General features: G+C 51.2%; 13 protein-coding genes and 1 other RNA gene. 4 read left to right on the top strand and 10 right to left on the bottom strand.

Going from position 1 to position 20,270, the window contains the following annotated elements; translation table 11 throughout:
* Positions 1-152: 152 nt before the first annotated feature.
* Complete coding sequence (locus EDF81_RS20345) at positions 153-8,735, top strand: GH36-type glycosyl hydrolase domain-containing protein (protein WP_123349986.1); 8,583 nt, start codon at positions 153-155, stop codon at positions 8,733-8,735.
* 19 nt (positions 8,736-8,754) lie between these two features.
* Here EDF81_RS20345 and EDF81_RS20340 read toward each other — a convergent pair whose 3' ends face one another.
* Positions 8,755-8,988, bottom strand: a complete 234-nt coding sequence (locus tag EDF81_RS20340) for a hypothetical protein (protein ID WP_100194928.1) — start codon at positions 8,986-8,988, stop codon at positions 8,755-8,757.
* A 285-nt stretch (positions 8,989-9,273) separates the two neighbouring features.
* Here EDF81_RS20340 and lpxP point away from each other — a divergent pair, with 285 nt between their 5' ends.
* Positions 9,274-10,182 (top strand): kdo(2)-lipid IV(A) palmitoleoyltransferase, encoded by a 909-nt coding sequence (lpxP, locus tag EDF81_RS20335; protein WP_123349985.1) that lies wholly within the window; start codon positions 9,274-9,276, stop codon positions 10,180-10,182.
* 323 nt (positions 10,183-10,505) lie between these two features.
* Here lpxP and EDF81_RS20330 read toward each other — a convergent pair whose 3' ends face one another.
* The 5 genes from EDF81_RS20330 to EDF81_RS20310 are packed head-to-tail and all read right to left on the bottom strand — an operon-like array spanning position 10,506 to position 14,238.
* Positions 10,506-12,863 (bottom strand): primase-helicase zinc-binding domain-containing protein, encoded by a 2,358-nt coding sequence (locus tag EDF81_RS20330; protein WP_123349984.1) that lies wholly within the window; start codon positions 12,861-12,863, stop codon positions 10,506-10,508.
* A 13-nt stretch (positions 12,864-12,876) separates the two neighbouring features.
* Positions 12,877-13,197: a DUF5375 domain-containing protein gene (locus tag EDF81_RS20325; RefSeq protein WP_123349983.1), complete on the bottom strand. Its 321-nt coding sequence runs from the start codon at positions 13,195-13,197 to the stop codon at positions 12,877-12,879.
* On the bottom strand, positions 13,194-13,415 hold the full coding sequence (locus tag EDF81_RS20320; RefSeq protein WP_404851500.1) for a hypothetical protein: 222 nt from the start codon (positions 13,413-13,415) through the stop codon (positions 13,194-13,196). The genes EDF81_RS20325 and EDF81_RS20320 overlap by 4 nt, the downstream gene beginning before the upstream one ends.
* 8 nt (positions 13,416-13,423) lie before the next feature.
* Positions 13,424-13,975 (bottom strand): host cell division inhibitor Icd-like protein, encoded by a 552-nt coding sequence (locus tag EDF81_RS20315; RefSeq protein ID WP_123349982.1) that lies wholly within the window; start codon positions 13,973-13,975, stop codon positions 13,424-13,426.
* On the bottom strand, positions 13,972-14,238 hold the full coding sequence (locus EDF81_RS20310; RefSeq protein ID WP_184999559.1) for an AlpA family transcriptional regulator: 267 nt from the start codon (positions 14,236-14,238) through the stop codon (positions 13,972-13,974). The genes EDF81_RS20315 and EDF81_RS20310 overlap by 4 nt, the downstream gene beginning before the upstream one ends.
* 540 nt (positions 14,239-14,778) lie before the next feature.
* Here EDF81_RS20310 and EDF81_RS24285 point away from each other — a divergent pair.
* Both EDF81_RS24285 and EDF81_RS20300 read left to right on the top strand, forming a co-directional pair.
* Positions 14,779-14,913 (top strand): hypothetical protein, encoded by a 135-nt coding sequence (locus EDF81_RS24285; protein WP_260232739.1) that lies wholly within the window; start codon positions 14,779-14,781, stop codon positions 14,911-14,913.
* Positions 14,910-15,152, top strand: a complete 243-nt coding sequence (locus EDF81_RS20300; protein ID WP_123349981.1) for an ogr/Delta-like zinc finger family protein — start codon at positions 14,910-14,912, stop codon at positions 15,150-15,152. The genes EDF81_RS24285 and EDF81_RS20300 overlap by 4 nt, the downstream gene beginning before the upstream one ends.
* A 16-nt stretch (positions 15,153-15,168) precedes the next feature.
* Here the strand turns inward: EDF81_RS20300 and EDF81_RS20295 are convergent, their stop codons facing one another.
* From EDF81_RS20295 to ssrA, 4 genes are all read right to left on the bottom strand, one after another.
* Complete coding sequence (locus tag EDF81_RS20295) at positions 15,169-15,399, bottom strand: hypothetical protein (protein ID WP_184999560.1); 231 nt, start codon at positions 15,397-15,399, stop codon at positions 15,169-15,171.
* A 494-nt stretch (positions 15,400-15,893) separates the two neighbouring features.
* Positions 15,894-18,407 (bottom strand): SIR2 family protein, encoded by a 2,514-nt coding sequence (locus EDF81_RS20290; RefSeq protein WP_123349979.1) that lies wholly within the window; start codon positions 18,405-18,407, stop codon positions 15,894-15,896.
* Positions 18,408-18,453: 46 nt separating this feature from the next.
* On the bottom strand, positions 18,454-19,656 hold the full coding sequence (locus EDF81_RS20285) for an integrase domain-containing protein (RefSeq protein ID WP_123349978.1): 1,203 nt from the start codon (positions 19,654-19,656) through the stop codon (positions 18,454-18,456).
* A gap of 183 nt (positions 19,657-19,839) precedes the next feature.
* Positions 19,840-20,203, bottom strand: a transfer-messenger RNA (tmRNA) gene (ssrA, locus tag EDF81_RS20280).
* Positions 20,204-20,270: the final 67 nt, after the last annotated feature.

Raw genomic sequence — 20,270 nt, 5'->3', positions numbered from 1 at the left:
GACAAAAACCGCATAACAGAGCTCATGTCCTATACTTATGTTAGATTACGGCAGCTGTTAAATCCCTGATGCCTGACGCCCATCCTGAGAGAACGTTTCTGAACTGATTTCGCAACTGCTCCTGCGCGCTAACGTCGCATCAGAGCAATGCTATGAAAATGAACCCAAGAGCGTGGTTTAACCGTTCCCGTATTCTGATGAATGCTGCCAAAAACATAACGTTTTCGGCGAACGATCCTGCCGGTGAAAGCTCGCCGCGGTCAGAACTCTTTTCGACCGTCCAGATGGAACGCTACGGCCAGAAGCTGGCGCGGACTCATAAAGTTTCACCGGATAAGCATCCTTATTATCTTCTGAAACGGCTTTGCGACAATGAGGCCGTCATTACCCAAAACTGCTATGAGCTTAACGCGGGTAAAAAGACCAGTATCATGCCCGCCGGTGAATGGCTGCTGGACAATTATTATCTGATTGAGGAACAAATCCGCACTGTCCGCCAGCATCTGCCGAAAAGCTTTGGCAAAGGTCTTCCATCGCTGGTATCGCCGCTGAATTGCCCACGAATTTATCATATCGCATCAGAGGCAGTTGCTCACGGTGATGGCCGCTGGGATGCCGCCAGCCTGACCAGCTATCTCACTGCCTATCAACAGGTGACACCGCTGACGCTGGGTGAAGTCTGGGCGTTACCGGGAATGCTGCGCCTGGCGCTGATTGAAAATCTTCGTCGTATCAGCATGGAAGTGATAAAAGCGCAGCAGGACAGAAACCTTGCCGATACGTGGATAACAAGGATTGTCGAATGCGCAGAGAGTGCGCCTGGTGATTTAATCATGGTGGTTGCCGATATGGCGCGCTCCCGACCTCCGTTAACCAGTGCGTTTGTCGCAGAGCTGGTGCGGCGCCTGCAGGGGCATGGCAACGCGCTGTCGTTACCTCTGACCTGGGTTGATCAGTGCCTTCGGGAACAGGGGTTCACCACTGACGTTCTCATACATAGTTTCAATCAGCAGCTTGCCGCCAGCCAGCTGTCCGTCAGTAACAGCATCGCGGGCCTGCGTTTATTGAGTGAAACGGACTGGGCTGATTTCGCCGAAACGATAAGCGTTGTCGAACAGGCATTACGCAATGATCCTGCCGGCATCTATCCCCGAATGCACTTTAATACCCGGGATCATTACCGGCACGTAGTTGAGGTTCTGGCCAGAGACAGCGGTCTCAGCGAGCCTGAGGTTGCTGAGAAGGCGCTGGCGTTTTCAGAGGAAAAAGCGCCCGAGACACCGGAACATCATGTTGGTTATTATCTTGCAGGCGAAGGTCGACAGGCGCTGGATATTCATCTCCTGGCAGACGCCTCAAGGCTCATACGCTTGCGGCACAGTTTCAACAGAATAACCTTGCTGTCATGGCTTGGAAGCCTGGCGTTGCTGACAACCGCAGCAACCGCAGCAATATTGCACGAAACCGCCATGCAGGGCGCAGACTGGCTATTGATCGCGGTGATATTACCTCTGATTATCGCTTTAACTCAGTTAATGAGCGATTTGCTCAGTGATGCAGCCACCCGTTTTCGCGTTCCTCGACCCTTGCCGGGGATGGATTTTTCAGCCGGTATTCCCGCTGACAGTGCAACCATGTTAGTCATTCCCTGCATGTTGACCAGCCACGAAAGTTTCAGCCAGCTCCTCACCAGTCTTGAAGTTTGCTGGTTGGGGAATGAAAACGAAAATCTCAGGTTCGCGCTGCTTACAGACTTCGCTGATTCTGAAAATGAACCCTCGCCGGAAAGTCACGCGCTGCTCAGAAAGGCTATCGCCGATACGCAGGCGCTTAATCGCCGCTACCCCTCCGGCCGACCACGTTTTTATCTGTTACATCGTCAGCCTGAATGGAACCCCTCGGAAGGAGCGTGGATGGGCTATGAACGCAAGCGGGGGAAACTGGCGTTACTGAACAGCTGGTTGCGCCATCCGGGAACGCAATTCGTCAGCGTTGCAGACATGCCTGCCCATCTTTTACCGGGCCACATAAAATACGTCATTACCTTGGACAGCGATACGGTGCTCCCGCGCGATACGGCACACAAACTCGTCGCGACGATGGCGCATCCGCTGAATACGCCTGAGTATGATCCGGCACGCCAGAGGGTTGTCAAAGGATTCGGTATTTTACAGCCCGGTCTTGCGGAGGAGATACCACGCAACGGTCAGGGGCGTTACGCAGCCCTGCGCAGCAGCGTACCGGGCAATAACCCTTATTCGATGATGTCTTCGGATATCTATCAGGATCTCTTTGGGGAAGGCTCGTTTGTGGGTAAAGGGATTTACGATGTTGATATTTTTATGCAGGCCACTACCAACATCTGCCCGGAAAATCTGGTACTCAGCCACGATCTGCTTGAAGGATGCTATGCACGTTCGGGTCTGCTGAGCGAGGTGTTACTGTACGAACAGTACCCTAATAATTATCTGTCGGATGTTGCACGACGTTCACGCTGGATCCGGGGTGACTGGCAACTGCTTAACTGGCTAAAACCACGCGTCAGAAAAGCCGATGGAACCCGGGTCAGGAATCCGCTGACCGCGCTTTCTTACTGGAAATTACTCGATAATCTACGTCGCAGTCTGGTCGCCCCCTCCTTACTGGTGTTGCTGTTCTTCACTCTGCTTTGGGTACCCAATCCGGTTTACTGGCTGGGCATACTGTTGCTGATATGGCTGTTGCCAGCCATCCTCTGCATTAGCCATGACCTTCTGCATAAACCTCTGCGTCGCCGCGTGAAGCCGCATATGTTACTGGTGGGGGCGGGCGCGCTAAAGCGTCTGTCAGGTATCAGCCTTAATTTTGCGATACTGCCGCACGAAGCCGGATATTCGCTGAAAGCGATCGCCGTGACGCTATGGCGACTGGGGATAAGCAGGCGTCACCTCAGCCAGTGGGTCAGCCACAGCCAGGACAGCAGTCAGGCCAGATCCACTGTTGCACGTTTTTATCAGGCGATGTGGCTGAATGTTGCCGGTGGCGTGGTGCTGATAATTCTGACCGGAAAATTTGCCCCCCAGCTGCTGGGGATTGTGTTACCGATCGGTTTGGTATGGTGTGTGGCCCCGCTGCTGATGAGCTGGCTGAGTCGTCAGCCCGTGCGTAAGGTTTTTTCGCCAACTCAGGAACAAAAACAGCTGTTACGCCAGACAAGCCGTGAAATCTGGGCATTTTTTGAAACCTTTGCCACAGAAAAAGAGAACTGGCTTCCGCCTGATAATTATCAGGAAATACCACAACCGACGGTGGCACACCGAACTTCTCCTACCAATATTGGTCTTTCCCTTATGGCTAACCTGACGGCATGGGACTTTGGCTACCTGCCTGGCGGAGAGGTGCTCCGGCGCGTGTCGCTCACGCTCGACACGCTGGATAATATGGAGCACTACCGGGGCCATCTCTACAACTGGTATGACACCCGTACGCTGGTCCCCCTCAGTCCACGCTATATCTCCAGCGTCGACAGCGGCAACATGGCCGGGCATTTGTTGACCCTGCGTGCAGGCCTGTCCGCCATGCGTCATCAGCCTGTCTTAAGCAGCCAACAGATACTGGCAGGACTGAACGATACGCTGGATATTCTGGAAAAACAGTGGGGTAAGAACCCACCTGACAGCCTGAGACTGCTGCGCAAGCATTGCCTGAATGCGGTGTCGCTCTCTCCGCAGGCGTTTATCAGCGAACTGAAAAGCATGCGCACCCAGTGCAACCATCTGACCAGCGCATGTCATCAGGGATCTCCTCTTCAGATGCGCTGGGCTGGACATCTGGAGCATCAACTGGTTCAGCTTTGCCATGAGTGGTCTCTGTTGCTTGGCTGGTTACCTGTATCCTGGAATGAACAGATGCTGCCGACGCTGAGCGAGCTTGCCCGTCCGACATTAACCGGTACAGAAACGCCTCCGGCGTCAGTGGCGGAGCAGGCCCGAATGCGACTCAATATTATCACCGAGCTGGAACAGCGGCTGGATGAGCATGCCCGGATGGATTTCGCCTTTCTGTACAGTGAAGCAACCAGTCTGCTCAGCGTCGGTTATAACTGTGACACGAATACGCCTGACAAGAGCCACTACGATCTCCTGCCGTCTGAAATCCGCCTGACCAGTTTTCTTGCTATTGCGACTAATCAGCTGCCTCTTAAAAGCTGGTACGCGCTGGGTCGATTGTTTACCACGATTGATAATGAAACTGCCCTGATGTCATGGAGCGGATCCATGTTTGAATATCTGATGCCGAATCTGGTGATGCCCACTTGGCCCGGCAGCCTGCTCGATGAAATGAGTCAGTCGGCGGTTATGCGCCAGATTCACTGGGGGAAAGAACGCGGGGTACCATGGGGTGTTTCAGAGTCTGGCTATCATGCTTTTGATGTTCAGCATAATTATCAGTATCAGGCATTTGGCGTACCGGGGCTCGGTCTGCGCAGGGGGCTTGCCGATGACATGGTTGTTGCTCCTTACGCCACGCTGCTGGCGCTGATGGTTTCCCCGCAAAAAGCCTGTGAGAACCTGTTCAGGCTGCAAAAAAATGGTGCACGCGGAGAATACGGTTTTTATGAAGCGCTGGACTATACCCCCTCACGTCTTGCAACCGGTCAGCTCTATGCGGTGGTACAGTCCTGGATGGCGCATCACCAGGGTATGGCATTTCAGGCGCTTGCTCATGTGCTGCTTGACGCCCCCATGACTGAACGCTTTATGTCCAGTACGGTATTCCGGTCAGCGAGTCTGCTGTTACAGGAGCGCGTGCCGGATGCGGTCGATCTGTACAGTCCGCGCCGTCACTTTGAATCTCATGAGGGCAGGGTCAAGCCCGTTCGCTATGAACCCCGTATTTTCTATAGCGTGGATACACCAGCTCCTGATATTCAACTCCTGTCCAACGGCCATTATCATCTGATGTTGACCGCGGGCGGCGGTGGTTACAGTCGCTGGAATGATATTGCACTCACACGCTGGCGCAGTGATACCACCCGTGATAACTGGGGAGCATTCTGCTATATCCGCGATACCCAGACGGGAGATGTGTGGAGCAATACCTGGCAACCGACAGGCTACATCAGCGGACAAGACGAGGAAGTGTTATTCACCGATGCGGGGGCAGAATTCAGACGCAGCTTCGGGGGACTCAGCGTCAAAACTCAGGTGGTGATCTCTCCGGAGGATGATGTTGAATTGCGACGGCTCACACTGATTCATCGTGGTCGCAAGCCTCGCTCTCTGGAGCTGACAACCTATGCTGAAGTGGTACTGGCAACTGATGCCAGCGATCTGGCACACCCGGCATTCAGCAATTTGTTTATTCAGACTGAGCTGGCTCCTGAGCGTGACGCTATTCTTTGCCACCGGCGCCCGCGCTCACCGGATGAACCGGGCCCTTGCCTGTTTCACATGATGGTGGTGCGCGGCGATAACCGACATAACGTGTCGTTTGAAACGGACAGGGCAAGGTTTATTGGACGTGGCAGAAACCCTGCGAATGCCCTGGCAATAGAGACGGGAGGGATGCTGAGCAACACGTCGGGCTCGGTGCTGGATCCGATACTAGCAATTCGCAACGCCATCATTCTGCAGCCGGGGCAGCCGGTTACGATTGATATCATTTATGGCATCAGCGAGACCCGTCAGCAGAGCCTGGCGTTGCTGGAGAAATATCGCGATTACCCTATCGCCGATCGCGTCTTTGAACTGGCCTGGTCTCACAGTCTGGTGGTATTGCGCCAGATGAACGCCAGTGAAGATGATGCCACGTTGTTCAATAGTCTCGCCAGCGCTGTGCTTTACCCTGTCCAGGAGATGCGCGCCGAAGGCCAGGCGATCGGCCGCAACCGGCGTGGCCAGTCCGGACTGTGGGGCTGGGCAATTTCAGGGGATCTGCCGATAGTGCTGCTGAGTATAACTAGCGAGGAAAGTATCACCTCAGTGACCACACTGATTCAGGCACACCGTTACTGGAGACAGAAAGGGCTGGATGTTGATTTGGTTATCCTGAATAACAGCCCAGGCGGCTACCAGCAGGGATTACAAAATCAGATTATGGAGTTAATTTATGCCGGGTCTGAAGCCAGTCTGCTGGATAAAAAGGGCGGGCTATTTGTCCGCAACGGTGAGCATCTCTCCGCTGAGGATAAGTTGCTTTTGATGAGCGTGGCCTGTCTTTATCTTGATGATCGCGCAGGGGGTATTAATGAGCAGCTTAACCAGCGTATTCATACCCTGAAATCGCCGGCAAGGGCATTCATTCCGCGTGCTGTGCGCGAGCGTAATCAACATACGGACTGGAGCCCTGATACCAGTCAGCTATGCCATTTCAATGGGTACGGTGGATTTTCTCAGGATGGGCGGGAGTATCAGATCGTCCTTCGGGAAAATGCGCTTACACCGGCTCCCTGGTCGAACATACTGGCAAATTCCCGTTTTGGCAGCGTGATTTCAGAGGCAGGGCAGGCCTATACCTGGTATGAGAATGCCCATGAATACCGGTTGACGCCGTGGGAGAACGATCCGGTGAGCGATCGCAGCGGCGAGGCATTTTACCTGCGCGATGAAGAGAGCGGAGAGTGCTGGTCGCCGACGGCTTTACCTGTTCGCGGACACGGTGATTACCTGACCCGCCATGGTTTTGGCTACAGCGTTTTTGCCCATCGTGAGAGTGGTATAGACAGCGAGTTGACGGTCCTGGTTACCGAAGCGGATCCGGTTAAACTGGTGCTCCTGACGCTCAGTAACTCTTCGGGACGGACACGTCAACTATCCGTCACAGGCTATGTAGAGTGGACGCTCGGAGAAACACGAACGCGCTCAGCCCCTCACATTGTGACACATGTGGCCAGAACGCCCGGCGGCTGCGGGGTGCTTGCGAATAACTTTTATGGTGATAATGGTGGCGGCCGAACTGCATTTTTTGCCGTCAGCGGTAATGACTGTTCTCTGACAGGGGACCGCCGGGAGTTTATTGGCCGTAATGGTTCCCTTCACGCCCCGTCGGCCATGAAACTGCAAAAGCTTTCTGGTAAGACGGGGGCCGGTCTGGATCCCTGCGGAGCGGTGCAATCGGCGGTTACATTAATCGACGGGGACCAGAGGACGTTTATTTTTATCCTCGGCGCAGAGGAGAATGATGTTTGTGCACAGGAGACGCTGGCCCGCTACATGAATGAGGATACGGTTCGCCAGGAGCTGAACCGGATTCATAATCACTGGCACAATGTGCTCGATAAAATCGTAGTTAATACCCCCGATACGTCCGTAAATTTACTGGTTAATGGCTGGCTGTTGTATCAGACGGTAGCCTGTCGTCTTATGGCACGGAGTGGTTACTATCAGTCTGGCGGTGCATTTGGTTTTCGCGATCAGCTGCAGGATACGCTGGCACTGAGCCACGCTGCTCCGAACCGGATGAGTGAACAGATAATACTCTGTGCATCACGGCAGTTTATCGAGGGGGATGTGCAGCACTGGTGGCACCCGCCACATGGCAACGGTGTGCGTACCCGCTGTTCCGATGACTATCTTTGGCTGCCGCTTGCCGTTTGCCACTATGTTGAAACGACGGGGGATATGGATGCACTGGAAATACGCATTCCTTATCTGGAGGGACGCCCGCTTCAGCCTGGTGAAGAGTCTGTCTATGACACGCCGGTCATCAGCGGCACCGAAGAGACACTCTGGCTACATTGCGTCAAAGCTATTCACTATGGACTTCGCTTCGGGGAGCATGGCCTGCCGCTGATGGGGGCTGGTGACTGGAATGACGGGATGAACCGGGTGGGTATCGAAGGCAAAGGTGAAAGCGTCTGGCTGGGCTTCTTCCTGTACGACATTTTGCAGCGGTTTGCAGCGCTGGCGGATCGCAGGCTGGATGAAAGCGTCGCCGCGATGTGCCGTTCACAGGCTCTGCGCCTGCAAAGCAATCTCGAAGCCCACGCCTGGGATGGGGAATGGTACCGTCGCGGGTATTTTGACGATGGTACTCCTCTGGGATCGAAAACCTCACAGGACTGCCGGATTGATGCGATTGCGCAGAGCTGGTCTGTATTGTCCGGCGCCGCGAGCCCGGGACGGTGCGCAAAGGCCATGCAGGCGCTGGATAAGCACCTTGTGGATAACGAAGGAGGGCTGATCAAACTGTTAACGCCTCCTTTCGACGGACACGGTCCAAATCCGGGCTACATACAGGGGTATCTGCCCGGCGTGCGGGAAAATGGAGGGCAGTATACGCATGGCGCCATCTGGGCAGTGATGGCCTTTGCCCGAATGGGGAATGCCGAACGAGCCTGGCAACTCTGGTCAATGCTCAACCCTATAAATCATACCCTGAATGCGGGCCTGGTCGGGATTTATAAAGCTGAGCCTTATGTTATGAGTGCTGATGTCTACAGCGTCGCTCCCCATACCGGACGTGCAGGGTGGAGCTGGTATACCGGTTCCGCAGGCTGGGCCTGGCGTTTACTTACCGAGGAATTACTGGGGATAAAATGTTCCGGCACTGACTTTAGTGTTCATGCCCGGTTACCGGATGAGTGGTCGTCTTTTTCTATGGCATATCAATATGGTGAAAGCCATTATCAGGTTAGTGTTTCACGCGGCGATGCAGAATATTCCGTGACGCTAGATGGTGTTCTCCTCCCTGATGACAGAATACCGCTGAAGGATGATGGACAAAACCATACGGTTGAGATCATTCAGAACTGAAACTGATCCCGGAGGTGCATTAACGTCTGCCGTTAATGCGCTGATTATCCCTGAGAACATCAATCGCAGTCTGCATGGCGATTTTGTCATCCCGCCTTTTTTGTTTGCCCTGCATGACCTGAAGGTATTCCAGCAAGGTGCGGGTATTAATCGGTCGGCCCTGTTTACCCACAGCCAGCACGGCTTCGCCAAGAATAATTTTCACAGGCGGTAGTTGTGCCGGATACCAGTCAAGGGTGTCTTCTGATTTCATCTTAAATTTCTCACGGAAGGGTAGTGTATCATAAATCAGACGTTCAATTTCAAATATCTGACATTCTGATTCAGACACAACTTAACATAAATTATGTCAGTTATTTTCATATTAAAGCGTATAATAATTACTGTATTCCTCAGGGGCATTATTAATGCCTTATACAAAAGGGCTCAGATATTTTAAAGAAAGACCGGTTCATGTTGCCTGCCCGGTATCGCTAAAGACGAATTGCCTCATTGTTTTCCTTTTGCGTTATAACCTTCATTAGCATTAAGGAAATTTATGGCACAGACTTTTACTCATAATTTACTTCATCCTCGCCACTGGCTTACCTGGTCTGGTTTGGGTCTGCTGTGGCTTCTCGTTCAACTTCCCTACCCGGTTTTACATATTCTGGGCTCTGGCCTTGGAAAAATATCCAGACCCTTTCTGAAACGCCGGGAAGGTATTGCGATTAGAAATATCGAACTGTGCTTTCCCGAGATGACACCGTTTGCCCGGAGCCAGATGGTCAATAAAAACTTTGTTTCTCTCGGGCTGGGACTAATGGAAACAGGAATGGCCTGGTTCTGGAGCGATGCGAGAGTCAAAAAATGGTTTGATGTCGAAGGGCTTGAAAACCTGACCGGTGCGACAAGAGGAGTAATTGTTGTCGGGATTCATTTTATGTCCCTTGAGTTGTGTGGAAGAGTAATGGGGTTATGCCATCCTATGATGGCAACGTATCGCCCACACAATAATCCATTAATGGAATGGGTACAGACAAAAGGGCGTATGCGTTCAAATAAAACCATGATTAATCGACGTAATTTATCTGGTTTTGTTCATGCGCTAAAAGCTGGTGAAGCCGTTTGGTTTGCACCAGACCAGGATTATGGGGCTAAGGGAAGCGTTTTTGCACCTTTTTTCTCGGTAAAAAAAGCAGCCACGACGAACGGAACGTATGCTCTGTCAAAACTCGCTGGTGCATACTTGATCACACTTAGCATGATTCGACGTAGCGATAAAAAAGGTTATCACATGTATATCAGCAATCCGTTGTCAGGCTATCCTGGGGAAGACAAGGTCGCCGCAGCGGCTTATATGAACAAGATCATCGAGCGTGAAATTCTCCGTGCCCCTGAGCAATACCTGTGGATGCATCGCAGGTTCAAAACGCGTCCTGAAGGCGAAGTCTCTTTATACAAATGAATCACTCTGCTTGTCATGAGCAAGAATCTATCTTTCTTGCCACTGTGTATTTGTAAAAAATGGATAGGGAATTATTCGATCGGCTTCATGTTAACGATGGCGTAACTGACAGCCAAGGCTAATCAATGGAACCTGTTAGGATTTGAAGGTCCGTTTTTCGCTCTTAGCGGACCTTCAGTTTCCAGCATTTACATTTGTGAAGGCATATCTAATATCGGGACATATGGGAACAATATCGATACCGGCGGGATATCGAGGTGTGATGCTCTGTCGTTTTGATTAAACGTCCCCAGCCAACTGGCCGGGGAAATTCATGCCCGGCTTTAAATGCTATTCAGGACAGGCTCTCTTGTTCCAGGTTCATCGCAACGGGGCAGCCAGTCAGCATTGCTCTCCTCTTTCAGGGCGAGATTGGTCTGCATCCCCTGGTTGGTACGCCGCTTGTCGTATTCCAGCCCGTACTCTTTCAGCATCGCTGGCAGCCCCTTGCCAAACATGGTGAGGCTGAGGGTATTTTTGTAGCCGTGTGCCTCCATGTACACCAGATAGGCATGGTACAGATACTGGCGGGGCTGGCGCGGGACAATGTTGGCATTGCCCATATACATTCCGTCGGTTCCCGTTTGTGCCTCAAGGTATCCGCAAAAATCAAACGCAGGGTCGGCATCACGCTTGATGCTGAGCGCTTCAATGGAGTTCTGCTGCGCCTGGAGCAGCGTGCGGGCGGCCATCGGGTCGCTGAACTGCTGCATCAGCTGGCGCACAATGACGGCCAGCTCGCGGGCAATTTTGTCTTTAAGCTGCGGGTCGCGCTCTTCCGGGGCAATCTGCTCCGGGAAGTGAATAATTACCCGACGGCGGGAGACTCCTCCGCTGCGGTCGGTAAAGCGCATTGGGTTGTTGTTCACGGCCAGAATCACCGCCGGAATATGGGTTGAATAGGCGTTCTGGTATTTCGGGTCAACGGAGACGGCATCCCCCCCGGTAATGGCCTTCAGGCCAGCCCCGTCGCCACTCCATTTCTCCTGGTCCGGCAGACGTATCAGCGAGAAACCAATCAGGGCTGCACGCTCGCGGGAGGACTCCAGCGTCTCGATGGTGGCTGAGGTGGCGTTGTCTTCTCCGGCGAGCATCGTGGCGATTTCGGCCAGAATACTTTTCCCGCTCCCGCCCGGTCCGGTGACCTCGAGGAAGAGCTGCCAGTCGTAGCGGTTCGCCAGCACCATAAACAGAGCGGCGAGAATGACGTCACGTTTTGCTGCACTGCTCCCTGCGGCGCGGTCCAGCCAGCGCCAGAAATTCGGGGCGTGAGTTTCCAGGGTTTCGCCCGTGACCGGCGGGGTGAAATCCACGTCACAGAGCGTGCGCAGCCAGTGGGCTTTACTGTGCGGGCTGAATACACCGGTGCCGGTATCGAGCACGCCGTTGCGAAAACCAATCAGACGACGCGCCGGGGCGGCCTGCTGGGGAATAATCAGTTTCAGGGTATCGACCACAGACGCAATTCGCCCGGACGAGAACGGGGCGCGCAGGCGCTGGAACAGACCGGCCACGTCGCGGGCAAAGTCAGAGGGCGGTATCACTTTCCAGATACCCTGCTCATAGCGGGACAGAAGCTGGCCGTTCGCATCCACCGCCAGCGCTTCGCCGTAGTGCTCATGCACCCGCATCGCTTTCTCACTGGCGCTCATGGCGGTAAACTCCGCCTCGCTCATGGTGTCGAACGGGCTTTGTGCCGGGGGCTGTATCGCGGTGTTAATCGCCCTGCGGGTGGCGTCTTCCCCCTGCTGCATAAACGCATCATTCCAGTCCCCGAATACCGGTGGCAGAGCCACGATACCCTGACAGGCACCTGCGGCCACAGCGGCTTTATTCTGGCCGTCACCGTTCAGGTCCCGGTCAGCGGCGAGGACAATCTGACAGGCCGGGTGTTTAGTCCGGGCCAGGCTCGCCAGAGAAAGGAGGTTCACGGAAGAGAGCGCCACCATCACGGTTTCGCCGGTGAGGTGATGGACGGTCAGGGCCGTGGCATAGCCCTCCGCTATCCACAGGCGTTTTCCGGCCTGTTTCTGTCCTTCGATGATATGGCATGCCCCTTTGACCTGTCCGCCCTTCAGGGTGCGTTTAAGGCCCTCTGCGTTAATAAGCTGAAGGTTAACCAGCGTGCCGGTTTCGTCTGTCAGAGGGACGACCATATCCCCGGCGCGAAAGGTCACGCCGCCGGTTTTGTGTGTCGCCATCAGTGTCAGGCATTCCGTACCGGAGAAGCCCTTACGGGTCAGATAGGCATTGCCGGGGGTCAGACGGGTTTTCTCCATCAGGGAGGCGGCAAGTACCGCCGCAGCGCGCCTGCTGGTCTCCGTTTCAGCTTCCGCATCCGCAATCACCTCCGGGGCAACCGGGGACAGGCTCCCGGTCACAGCATTCACCTTCAGGGCAGCCTCTGAGGCCGACACGCCGAAGGCTTTTTCCACCAGGCTCAGGCCGTCACCCGCACCGCACTGGTTGCAGAACCAGGTGCCGCGCCCCTCTTTGTCGTCGAAGCGGAAACGGTCAGAGCCGCCACATACCGGGCAGGCCTGATGCCGGTTCTTAGCCACCTTCACACCCAGGGCCGGAAGAATGCGCGGCCAGTGGCCGCACGCCTGCTTTACAGTTTCACTAACATTCATTTTAGCCATGCTTAACTCTCCCTCAGTGCAGAACCGGCGCGGTGATATGGCGGGCGCAGAGTTCATCCATCACGGCCAGCCCGAGAAAGGACAGCGACGGCGCGGCCTTCAGGGGACCAGCTTCCATTAAATCTTCCAGCAGGGCACAGGCAATCTGGCGTCCTTTCTCCTCGCCGTGCTGGCACAGGTAGAAACCCTCCAGCTCGTCAGCGATAGCAGATTCGAGTATCTCAAGGGTGAGGTGTGCATAGCGGTGCTGGCGTGCGCATACGGCCAGCCAGGCACAGGCCACGGCACGACGATACAGCGCAGCGCGCAGGGCGGGAGGCAGGGGCGTTTTCATACGTTGTCCTCCCCGGTCAGCCAGCGCTGATGGCAGCGCTCCACCAGGCCGTCGAGCTGGGCGGTCATCAGGTAAATCACGGAGTTAAGCTGCGACTGCTGGAGGGCCTCAGGACGTACATTCGCGCAGTCCTGCACCAGGGCCATCTCATTGACCAGCAGGCCGACATTACGCAGGTGCTCCAGGCAGGCAAGGTCATGGTGAGTCAGGGTGTGCATCAGGTCTTTCACAGGCCCACCTCCGTCACCGGCAGACGACCGGCAAACGCGAGGATGTAATCGCGAGCGAGAGTAAGACGTGCAGCCTGTTCATCACCGGCCACGGTGCGAAGCATACAGATACGGGGTTGACGGTCTGCGCGCAGAACGGCGGCAAACATGAAGACGAATTGTGGGTGTGACGGGGTGAGGGTCGTCGCCATAAGGGCAATATCCTTGAAGTAGTTTAAAAAACTACCACCGGAAACGCCAATTTCACTGGTGGTAGCCCGAGCGGGGTTGGCGTAACCGGCCTTCAAGGGAACCGGCCAGCCCGAAGGCTGCCCCGCCCGGGCCACCATTATCTGATACGAACCCCAGCAAAAAAACCAGAGTCCAGAAAAAGGGTGTGCCTGAGCAACGACATAAAAAAACACGCATGGCGCGTGTCGTGTCGCCTTGAAGTTATTCGGGACGCCAATCCCGGCTGCCGATTTTGCGACAGCTGGAAAACTGTACCAGGAAACACACAACAGATGCAAGCCAGAAAAAGGGGCTTTGTGCAGGGCAACCATCGTCATGCGTCATAGCCCTGGTTACGGGCGGCGATACGGTCGGTCATCCAGGCGGTAATTTCGGTGTGCGCCCAGGCCACGTTCTTGCCCCCGAGAGAAATCTGTTTCGGGAAAGCTTCACGGCTGATGAGGTCATAAATCGTGGAGCGGGACAGGCCGCAGAGGTGCATCACTTCCGGCAGACGGATAAAGCGCTCCTGAACGGTGTCAGAAAAGGGCATCGGGGGGACCGCCGGGGCGGAGGAAGGGGAAGAAAAAGCGGTTTGCATCAGGCTACCTCATTAAGTCCATACAGGGCCGGTCGTGTCCGTCCGGCTTCGGGTAGCTTCCTATTTTGTGAATATTTTGCCCGGGAGCAACAAGTCAATATGTATGGGCCCACCACACAACAGAACGATTTTTATACAGTGGCAAACGCTGACAATCTTGTGGTCATCAATGGCAAACTGATAGCCCATTCCTGATGACTTTTATTTATGTATTCCCCTCCGCTTAACCGGAAAAAAGTCTGAGCAAGCCAGCCGGACAAAACACAGCGAGTGAACACTTGTGAACAGTCGATGAACACTCTTCTCTCAACTGTTCACCCTTTAATTTATTGTATTACTTATCTTTTTCTTTTAGGTGAAGAGTAGTGAATAGTTATAAGTAAAAAAACAAACGGTGAGACAGGTTTTCCTGAGACATTTCTCTGGCAAGCAGGGGGTTATGCATTGTTTTGTGTCAGGGATACCACAACGGCATTACGTCGTGTTGTTGTCTGAAGGTCGGCAGAATGGCATCAGGTTGAAAACACAGAGAGCCAGAGAATGAAAACGAACGTCACCAGTGCAGTACGCAAAATCACGGGCAGTAAGCCGGAGCCACAAACCGGCTATCGCATCAATGACAACCTGAGCCGGGTCACAGCAAAAGACAGCCTGCAGGCGGAGGTGAAGTCATGATGCGCTGTCCGTACTGCAAAAAGGCCGCCCACGTGCGCACCAGTCGCTATTTATCGGATAACGTCAAACAGAGCTATCTTCAGTGCGTCAACGTGTTCTGCTCGGCCACCTTCCGCACCCTGGAATCCATTGATGAAATTATTCGCCCTCCGGCACAGACAGAAGCTCCCGCCCCGGCAGCTGTCCCCGTTCTTCCTCCTGTCCTCCAGGACCGGGCCCGCGTGTCACAGCGGCACTGACAGCGCCAGAAAATAATTAATCCGGGGCAGGTCTTTTCAGGCCTGCCCCGCTCAGAAAACCCACCCAAAAAACAACTAAATCAGCTCGATTTTTCGCCTGTCCAAACGCCGTCCCGCCCATAAAAAATCGAATTAAATTCCCGAAAATTGCCGTATTTTTTATAAAAATAGGACTGCATGCACCAGGTGCATGAATTTGCATGCAAAACGCTGAATTTTTTATCCCGCTCCGGGCCAGTGCTGACACGGCCTGAGCCCCTTCATGCAACTGCATGAAAACCGACCCATAAAGCGGGCAGGCGTGGCGGGGAAAGCATTGCGCGCTGGCGTATTAATTATTTAATTTCGGAGCATGAGTATGCTGCTGTGCGGATTAACTGGAGTGTTAGTACCAGGAGCTTAGATATTTATAGTGACTTAAAGCCCCTGACAGGGGGAGAACGCAGACTGGAAAATGAGGATAAATCATTGAGCCCGGAGTTGGTGGTATAGCTTGTGAAGCAGCTCACCACCGACCCTATTCTTTGGCCTAATTTCTGCTGGATGGGGTCATTAGTACAGTCGTGTGACCATAACCCTACAGTATGGTAGAGTTTTTCGTACGACAATTGATTCTTTATCTAATAGATGTTCAACCTTGGGGGGGCTTGAGGGGGATGATTCATTGCTTGTGAGAATTTGATTTATTTGATGGTTTTTGCATTCACCACCATCAATTAATAGTGGTGAATGCAGTATGTATTACTTGTTGGAATTCATTATTTTCATTGCGTGAGTTACAGCTCTAATTAAAGCTTCGTCATCAAAACAACTTTGATTTAATGCGATTGAAACGTATTTCTGTAAGGTTTCTTTAGCATGTTGGTGTTGCGGGTTGATACTAAGAATTTTAGATAGCTGTGAGCATAGTGTAGTGTATGGATATGAGTCAGCTGTCCTTGTTTTTATTTCACCCTCGAGCCATTGAACGCCCTCAAGGTATTCCTGTTCATCCTTCATCCCTTCGGCTGTGTATTTTTTTAATAAGAGATGCCCAAGAGCATGTCGAATTTGGAAGGAGTCGTACAAATCAAGCCCTCGACGGAAACAGTGCAAAGCCTCAGGGATTTGTTTGTCCTTCTCGAGAAAAAGACCATATTGAAGCCAGAACACACCATCGTGCGCATAGAGAGATTGGCAGGTTGAATATATTTCATGTATGTATTTATAGTCGCTTGTCTTAGCAAAAACTTGTTCGGAAAGGAAATGGTAAGATAAAATGCTTCTATAGATTCTGTAGCTTATAGGGTGCATTTTGATATCACTAATAGTGAATTTCTTCGACATACACTGCATTAGTTTAATGATGTGGTTTTTAATCGTCTCTTTATGGAAGCATTTTGTTAAATGGAATTCAGCTATTGTGTAATGCCTGGCTGTTATGCTAATGGTTGATTTGTTGTGTTCACGTATATGGATTTTTCCTTCCAGGTCTTTTTTTAAGTACTGCATTGCGGTGTTGACTGATATGTTTTCACTGTCGGATAAATAGTTTAGCGGTAGAGGAAGTTTGCATGCTGTGACCAAAGAAATGATTTCATATAAAGATTTTGCTTCTGGTGATGTTATCTCACGATATTCATCGTTTAATTTGTCGCGATATGATTCTCCTGATGATAGATCATAAAGTGTTGCTAATAGATCGCCTTTGTAACCTTTATCGAAACTGATAACTTTCTCAACTCGCTTGTGATTATTTAAGCCCTTCAATTTCTCATAGATTACACCAAGTGAATCGGCTTTTTCCAATAGGATTGAGGCGTCATTTCTATCAAGAGTGTTGAGAGTGATTTTATGAATTATCTTATGAGGTATTTGATATAAGTGACGGTTATTAAGATAATATTGAATTGAACGATCTTCCGTTATCACACATAGTTTACAGCCTGTATTGCTATCTAGTGCTCTTTCTATAATATTGTTTACCGCGTAAAAATGATTTGCTGCGGAATCAATGTAAATAACAACTAGTCCTTTGACGTCTTTAATTACATTCCATAAGTTTTCGACATGTATACCATTTACGCCGATGAAATTGTATATGTTGTCTTGGGTGCTGGAAAGAATTGAAAGTGCCTGTAGTGCAACTGTTGTTTTTCCTGATCCAATTGATCCGATTATGTGAATTAGATTGGCTTTGTCGTTAGAGTTTTTGAAAGATAATACGGTTCTGACTAAATTGTCAACATAGCTAAATTTGGCTGGTACGTTATGGCTTATATAAAACCAGTCAGGCATATCCCCGAAATAAAATCTTGTAAATGGTCCCGTTTTCGTTGACCAGTGCTTAATTGCATCTCTTACTGACTCCAGGTTTTCAGAAAACCAGGATAGAGCTTTGGTGTTATTTGTTGTGTTTGCTAGGAATGGGGCTTTACGCTTTATAAACTTCGCTGGAGATATATATTGAATATTATCATAAAGCAAGTTGAATATTTCATCTGCAGTGCATTTTAGTGGCTTTATGCCTCGGCGTAAGTAGGCTTTTTCCTCCATAGATGAAAAATCTTTTATTGCGATCCAGTTTGTTAAGTTAGCGCCATTATTATCCCAATTTTTCCTTTGTCGTATCGCGAATTCAATATCACTTTCTTTAAATTTGGAACCGACGAAAAGGCAATGCCCATGAGTTATATGTAAAGCACTGCGGCTTATCCAGTCGCTCTGCTTGACGGTGTTGTCAGCATAGCTAACTGTATCAAAAACGAATCCATCTTTTATTTTATTGACGCACCCGTGTAGTTTTACAACTTCTGGAGCTGTAGGGATTCGAAAAACAGGTTCTCTATCTAAATAATTAAATACTTGATAATCTGGGTATGATTTATCATCTTTTTTTAAGGTTTCTATACATTTCTCAGGGACATCGTCAATGTTTGTCGTAAATATGATTCTCCACCAAAGTCTGAAAATGTTAATTTGCCATGATAAAGGTCTTTCACAGATGAAATTTGAAATCAGGAAGTTCTCAAAGTTATCTATTTCATCTTGGCCCACACCGAATGCAGTTTGGAGGTCTGTATTTGTATCATCTTCATCGTCATAATCACAAGCCTCACAAATCCTTTTCACCAATTGCCCAGATGAAGGGATTGTCAGTGTGTTAATTGAAGGGGTGCCGATACTTGCTCCTGCCCCGAGAAAAAGAGCAAGCTCCCCTTTTTCTACCAGAGGTAAAATTTCTTTGAGTATTATATCTCTAGTTTCGATATCCATAAGCCCTCATTTCATGGTTATATTTAGTTTGATACTTTGTTTTTATTTACCGACGGGATGAAGCTGATCTTATCATTTCGCCCCACCATTGCATGAGCTCTTCTCTTTGGCTCAGATAGGTTGCCCTGTTGTAAGCTTTACGGACTGAGTTTTTCTCAATGTGAGCTAAGGAAGATTCAATAACATCAGGGTTGAAGTTAGCTTCATTCATTGCGGTGCTTGCTATGGAGCGTAATCCATGTGCAACTAATTTACCACTAAAACCAATTCGCTTTAAAGCTGCGTTAGCCGTTTGGCTACTCATCGGCTGTTTTGGGTCATTTCGACTTGGGAATACATGCTCGCGATGGGCGCTAATAGGTATCATTATCTCAAGGACATTTAACGCCTGAGATGATAAAGGAACTACATGTTCTCGTTTAGCTTTCATGCGTTCGGCTGGAATGGTCCAGAGCTTTTTACCAAGATCGATCTCTACCCATCGAGCGCCGGAAGCCTCGGAAGGACGTACAAGCGTAAGGAGTTGCCATTCAATCAGGCAGCGAGTTGGAACTGAGAGGTTTGACATAATTAAAGAACGCATCAGCATTGGGAGTTCCTCCGGGCGCAGCGTAGGCATGTTTTGTTTTTTGGGTTTCTCAAAAGCCATACCTACACCTGATGACGGATTTACATCAATAAGGCCGGTGTTAACCGAAAAAATCATTATTTCATTTATACGCTGCACCAGGCGACGAACGGTCTCAAGAGCGCCACGAGCTTTGATTGGCTCCAGTGCTTCAACAATCGTTCTGGCTTTAACTTCTTGCACTGGTATTGCGCCGATCGCCGGGAACACGTCTTTATCTAATGAACGCCAAATGTCTTTCGCATAATCCTCTGTGACGCTTTTCCTTTTAATCTGGAACCAGTTGGCGGCCACAGTTGAGAAAATGCTATCCATCTCTATCTGACGTTGTTCTGACGCTTGCTCCTGCTGCTGCTGTGGATCAATGCCTTGCGCGAGTGTGGTTAAATGCTGATCGCGTATCTGACGAGCTGTTGCGAGAGTGAGGGCAGGGTATGGACCGAGACTTAAATTTGTCCGGCTACCACTTACCGGACGTTGGTAACGAAAACGCCAGAGCTTTTTACCGGAGGCCTTTATCAGTAAGAACAGGCCATCACCATCGTGCAGGGTAAAGTCTTTTTCACGGGGCTTAGCTTTGAGGATCTCGTTGTTTGTGAGAGGGCGTGTGATGCGCGCCATGTTGGTATCCCTTCCATAATTGGTACACGTTTAATGGACCACAGTATAGCGTGTACCTAAACGTGTACCAATTATCTCTGGATTTGGCTGGATTTTCTCGGACAATAACAGACACAAAAAAGCCCGCAGAGCTTGTGCCATGCGGGCTTTCTGTACTTCGCCGGACGTATCCGGATCATAATGTGGTGGAGCTGGCGGGAGTTGAACCCGCGTCCGAAATTTCTACATCCTCGGCACTACATGCTTAGTCAGTCTTTACATTCACCTGCCAGCTGCGGACAGACACGCCACTGACAAACTAGCCTGATTAGTTTTAGCACTTCAACCCCAGGCAAGGCATCCGCGCGATCTCTTTTGGGTTTGACCTCTCTTGATCCCCGTCCTAAGAGCGGAGGCTAGGGAGAGAGGGCTCTTAGCAGGTTATTAAGCTGCTAAAGCGTAGTTTTCGTCGTTTGCGACTATTTTTTGCGACTTTTTTACGAGGCCTGCCGCAACCTCGGCATGCACCTTGGGTTTCGCAAATCCCGTCGAATCCAGAATCAGCCCCACAGTGTTCGCGCAGTATAACAGAGTTGTGACGTGCAGCGCTAGTCCCTGACGCAGGCGGGTTTTGT

It is taken from the genome of Enterobacter sp. BIGb0383, assembly GCF_003751845.1.
Lineage (GTDB): Bacteria > Pseudomonadota > Gammaproteobacteria > Enterobacterales > Enterobacteriaceae > BIGb0383.
This window is presented reverse-complemented; position numbering and strand designations above follow the sequence as displayed.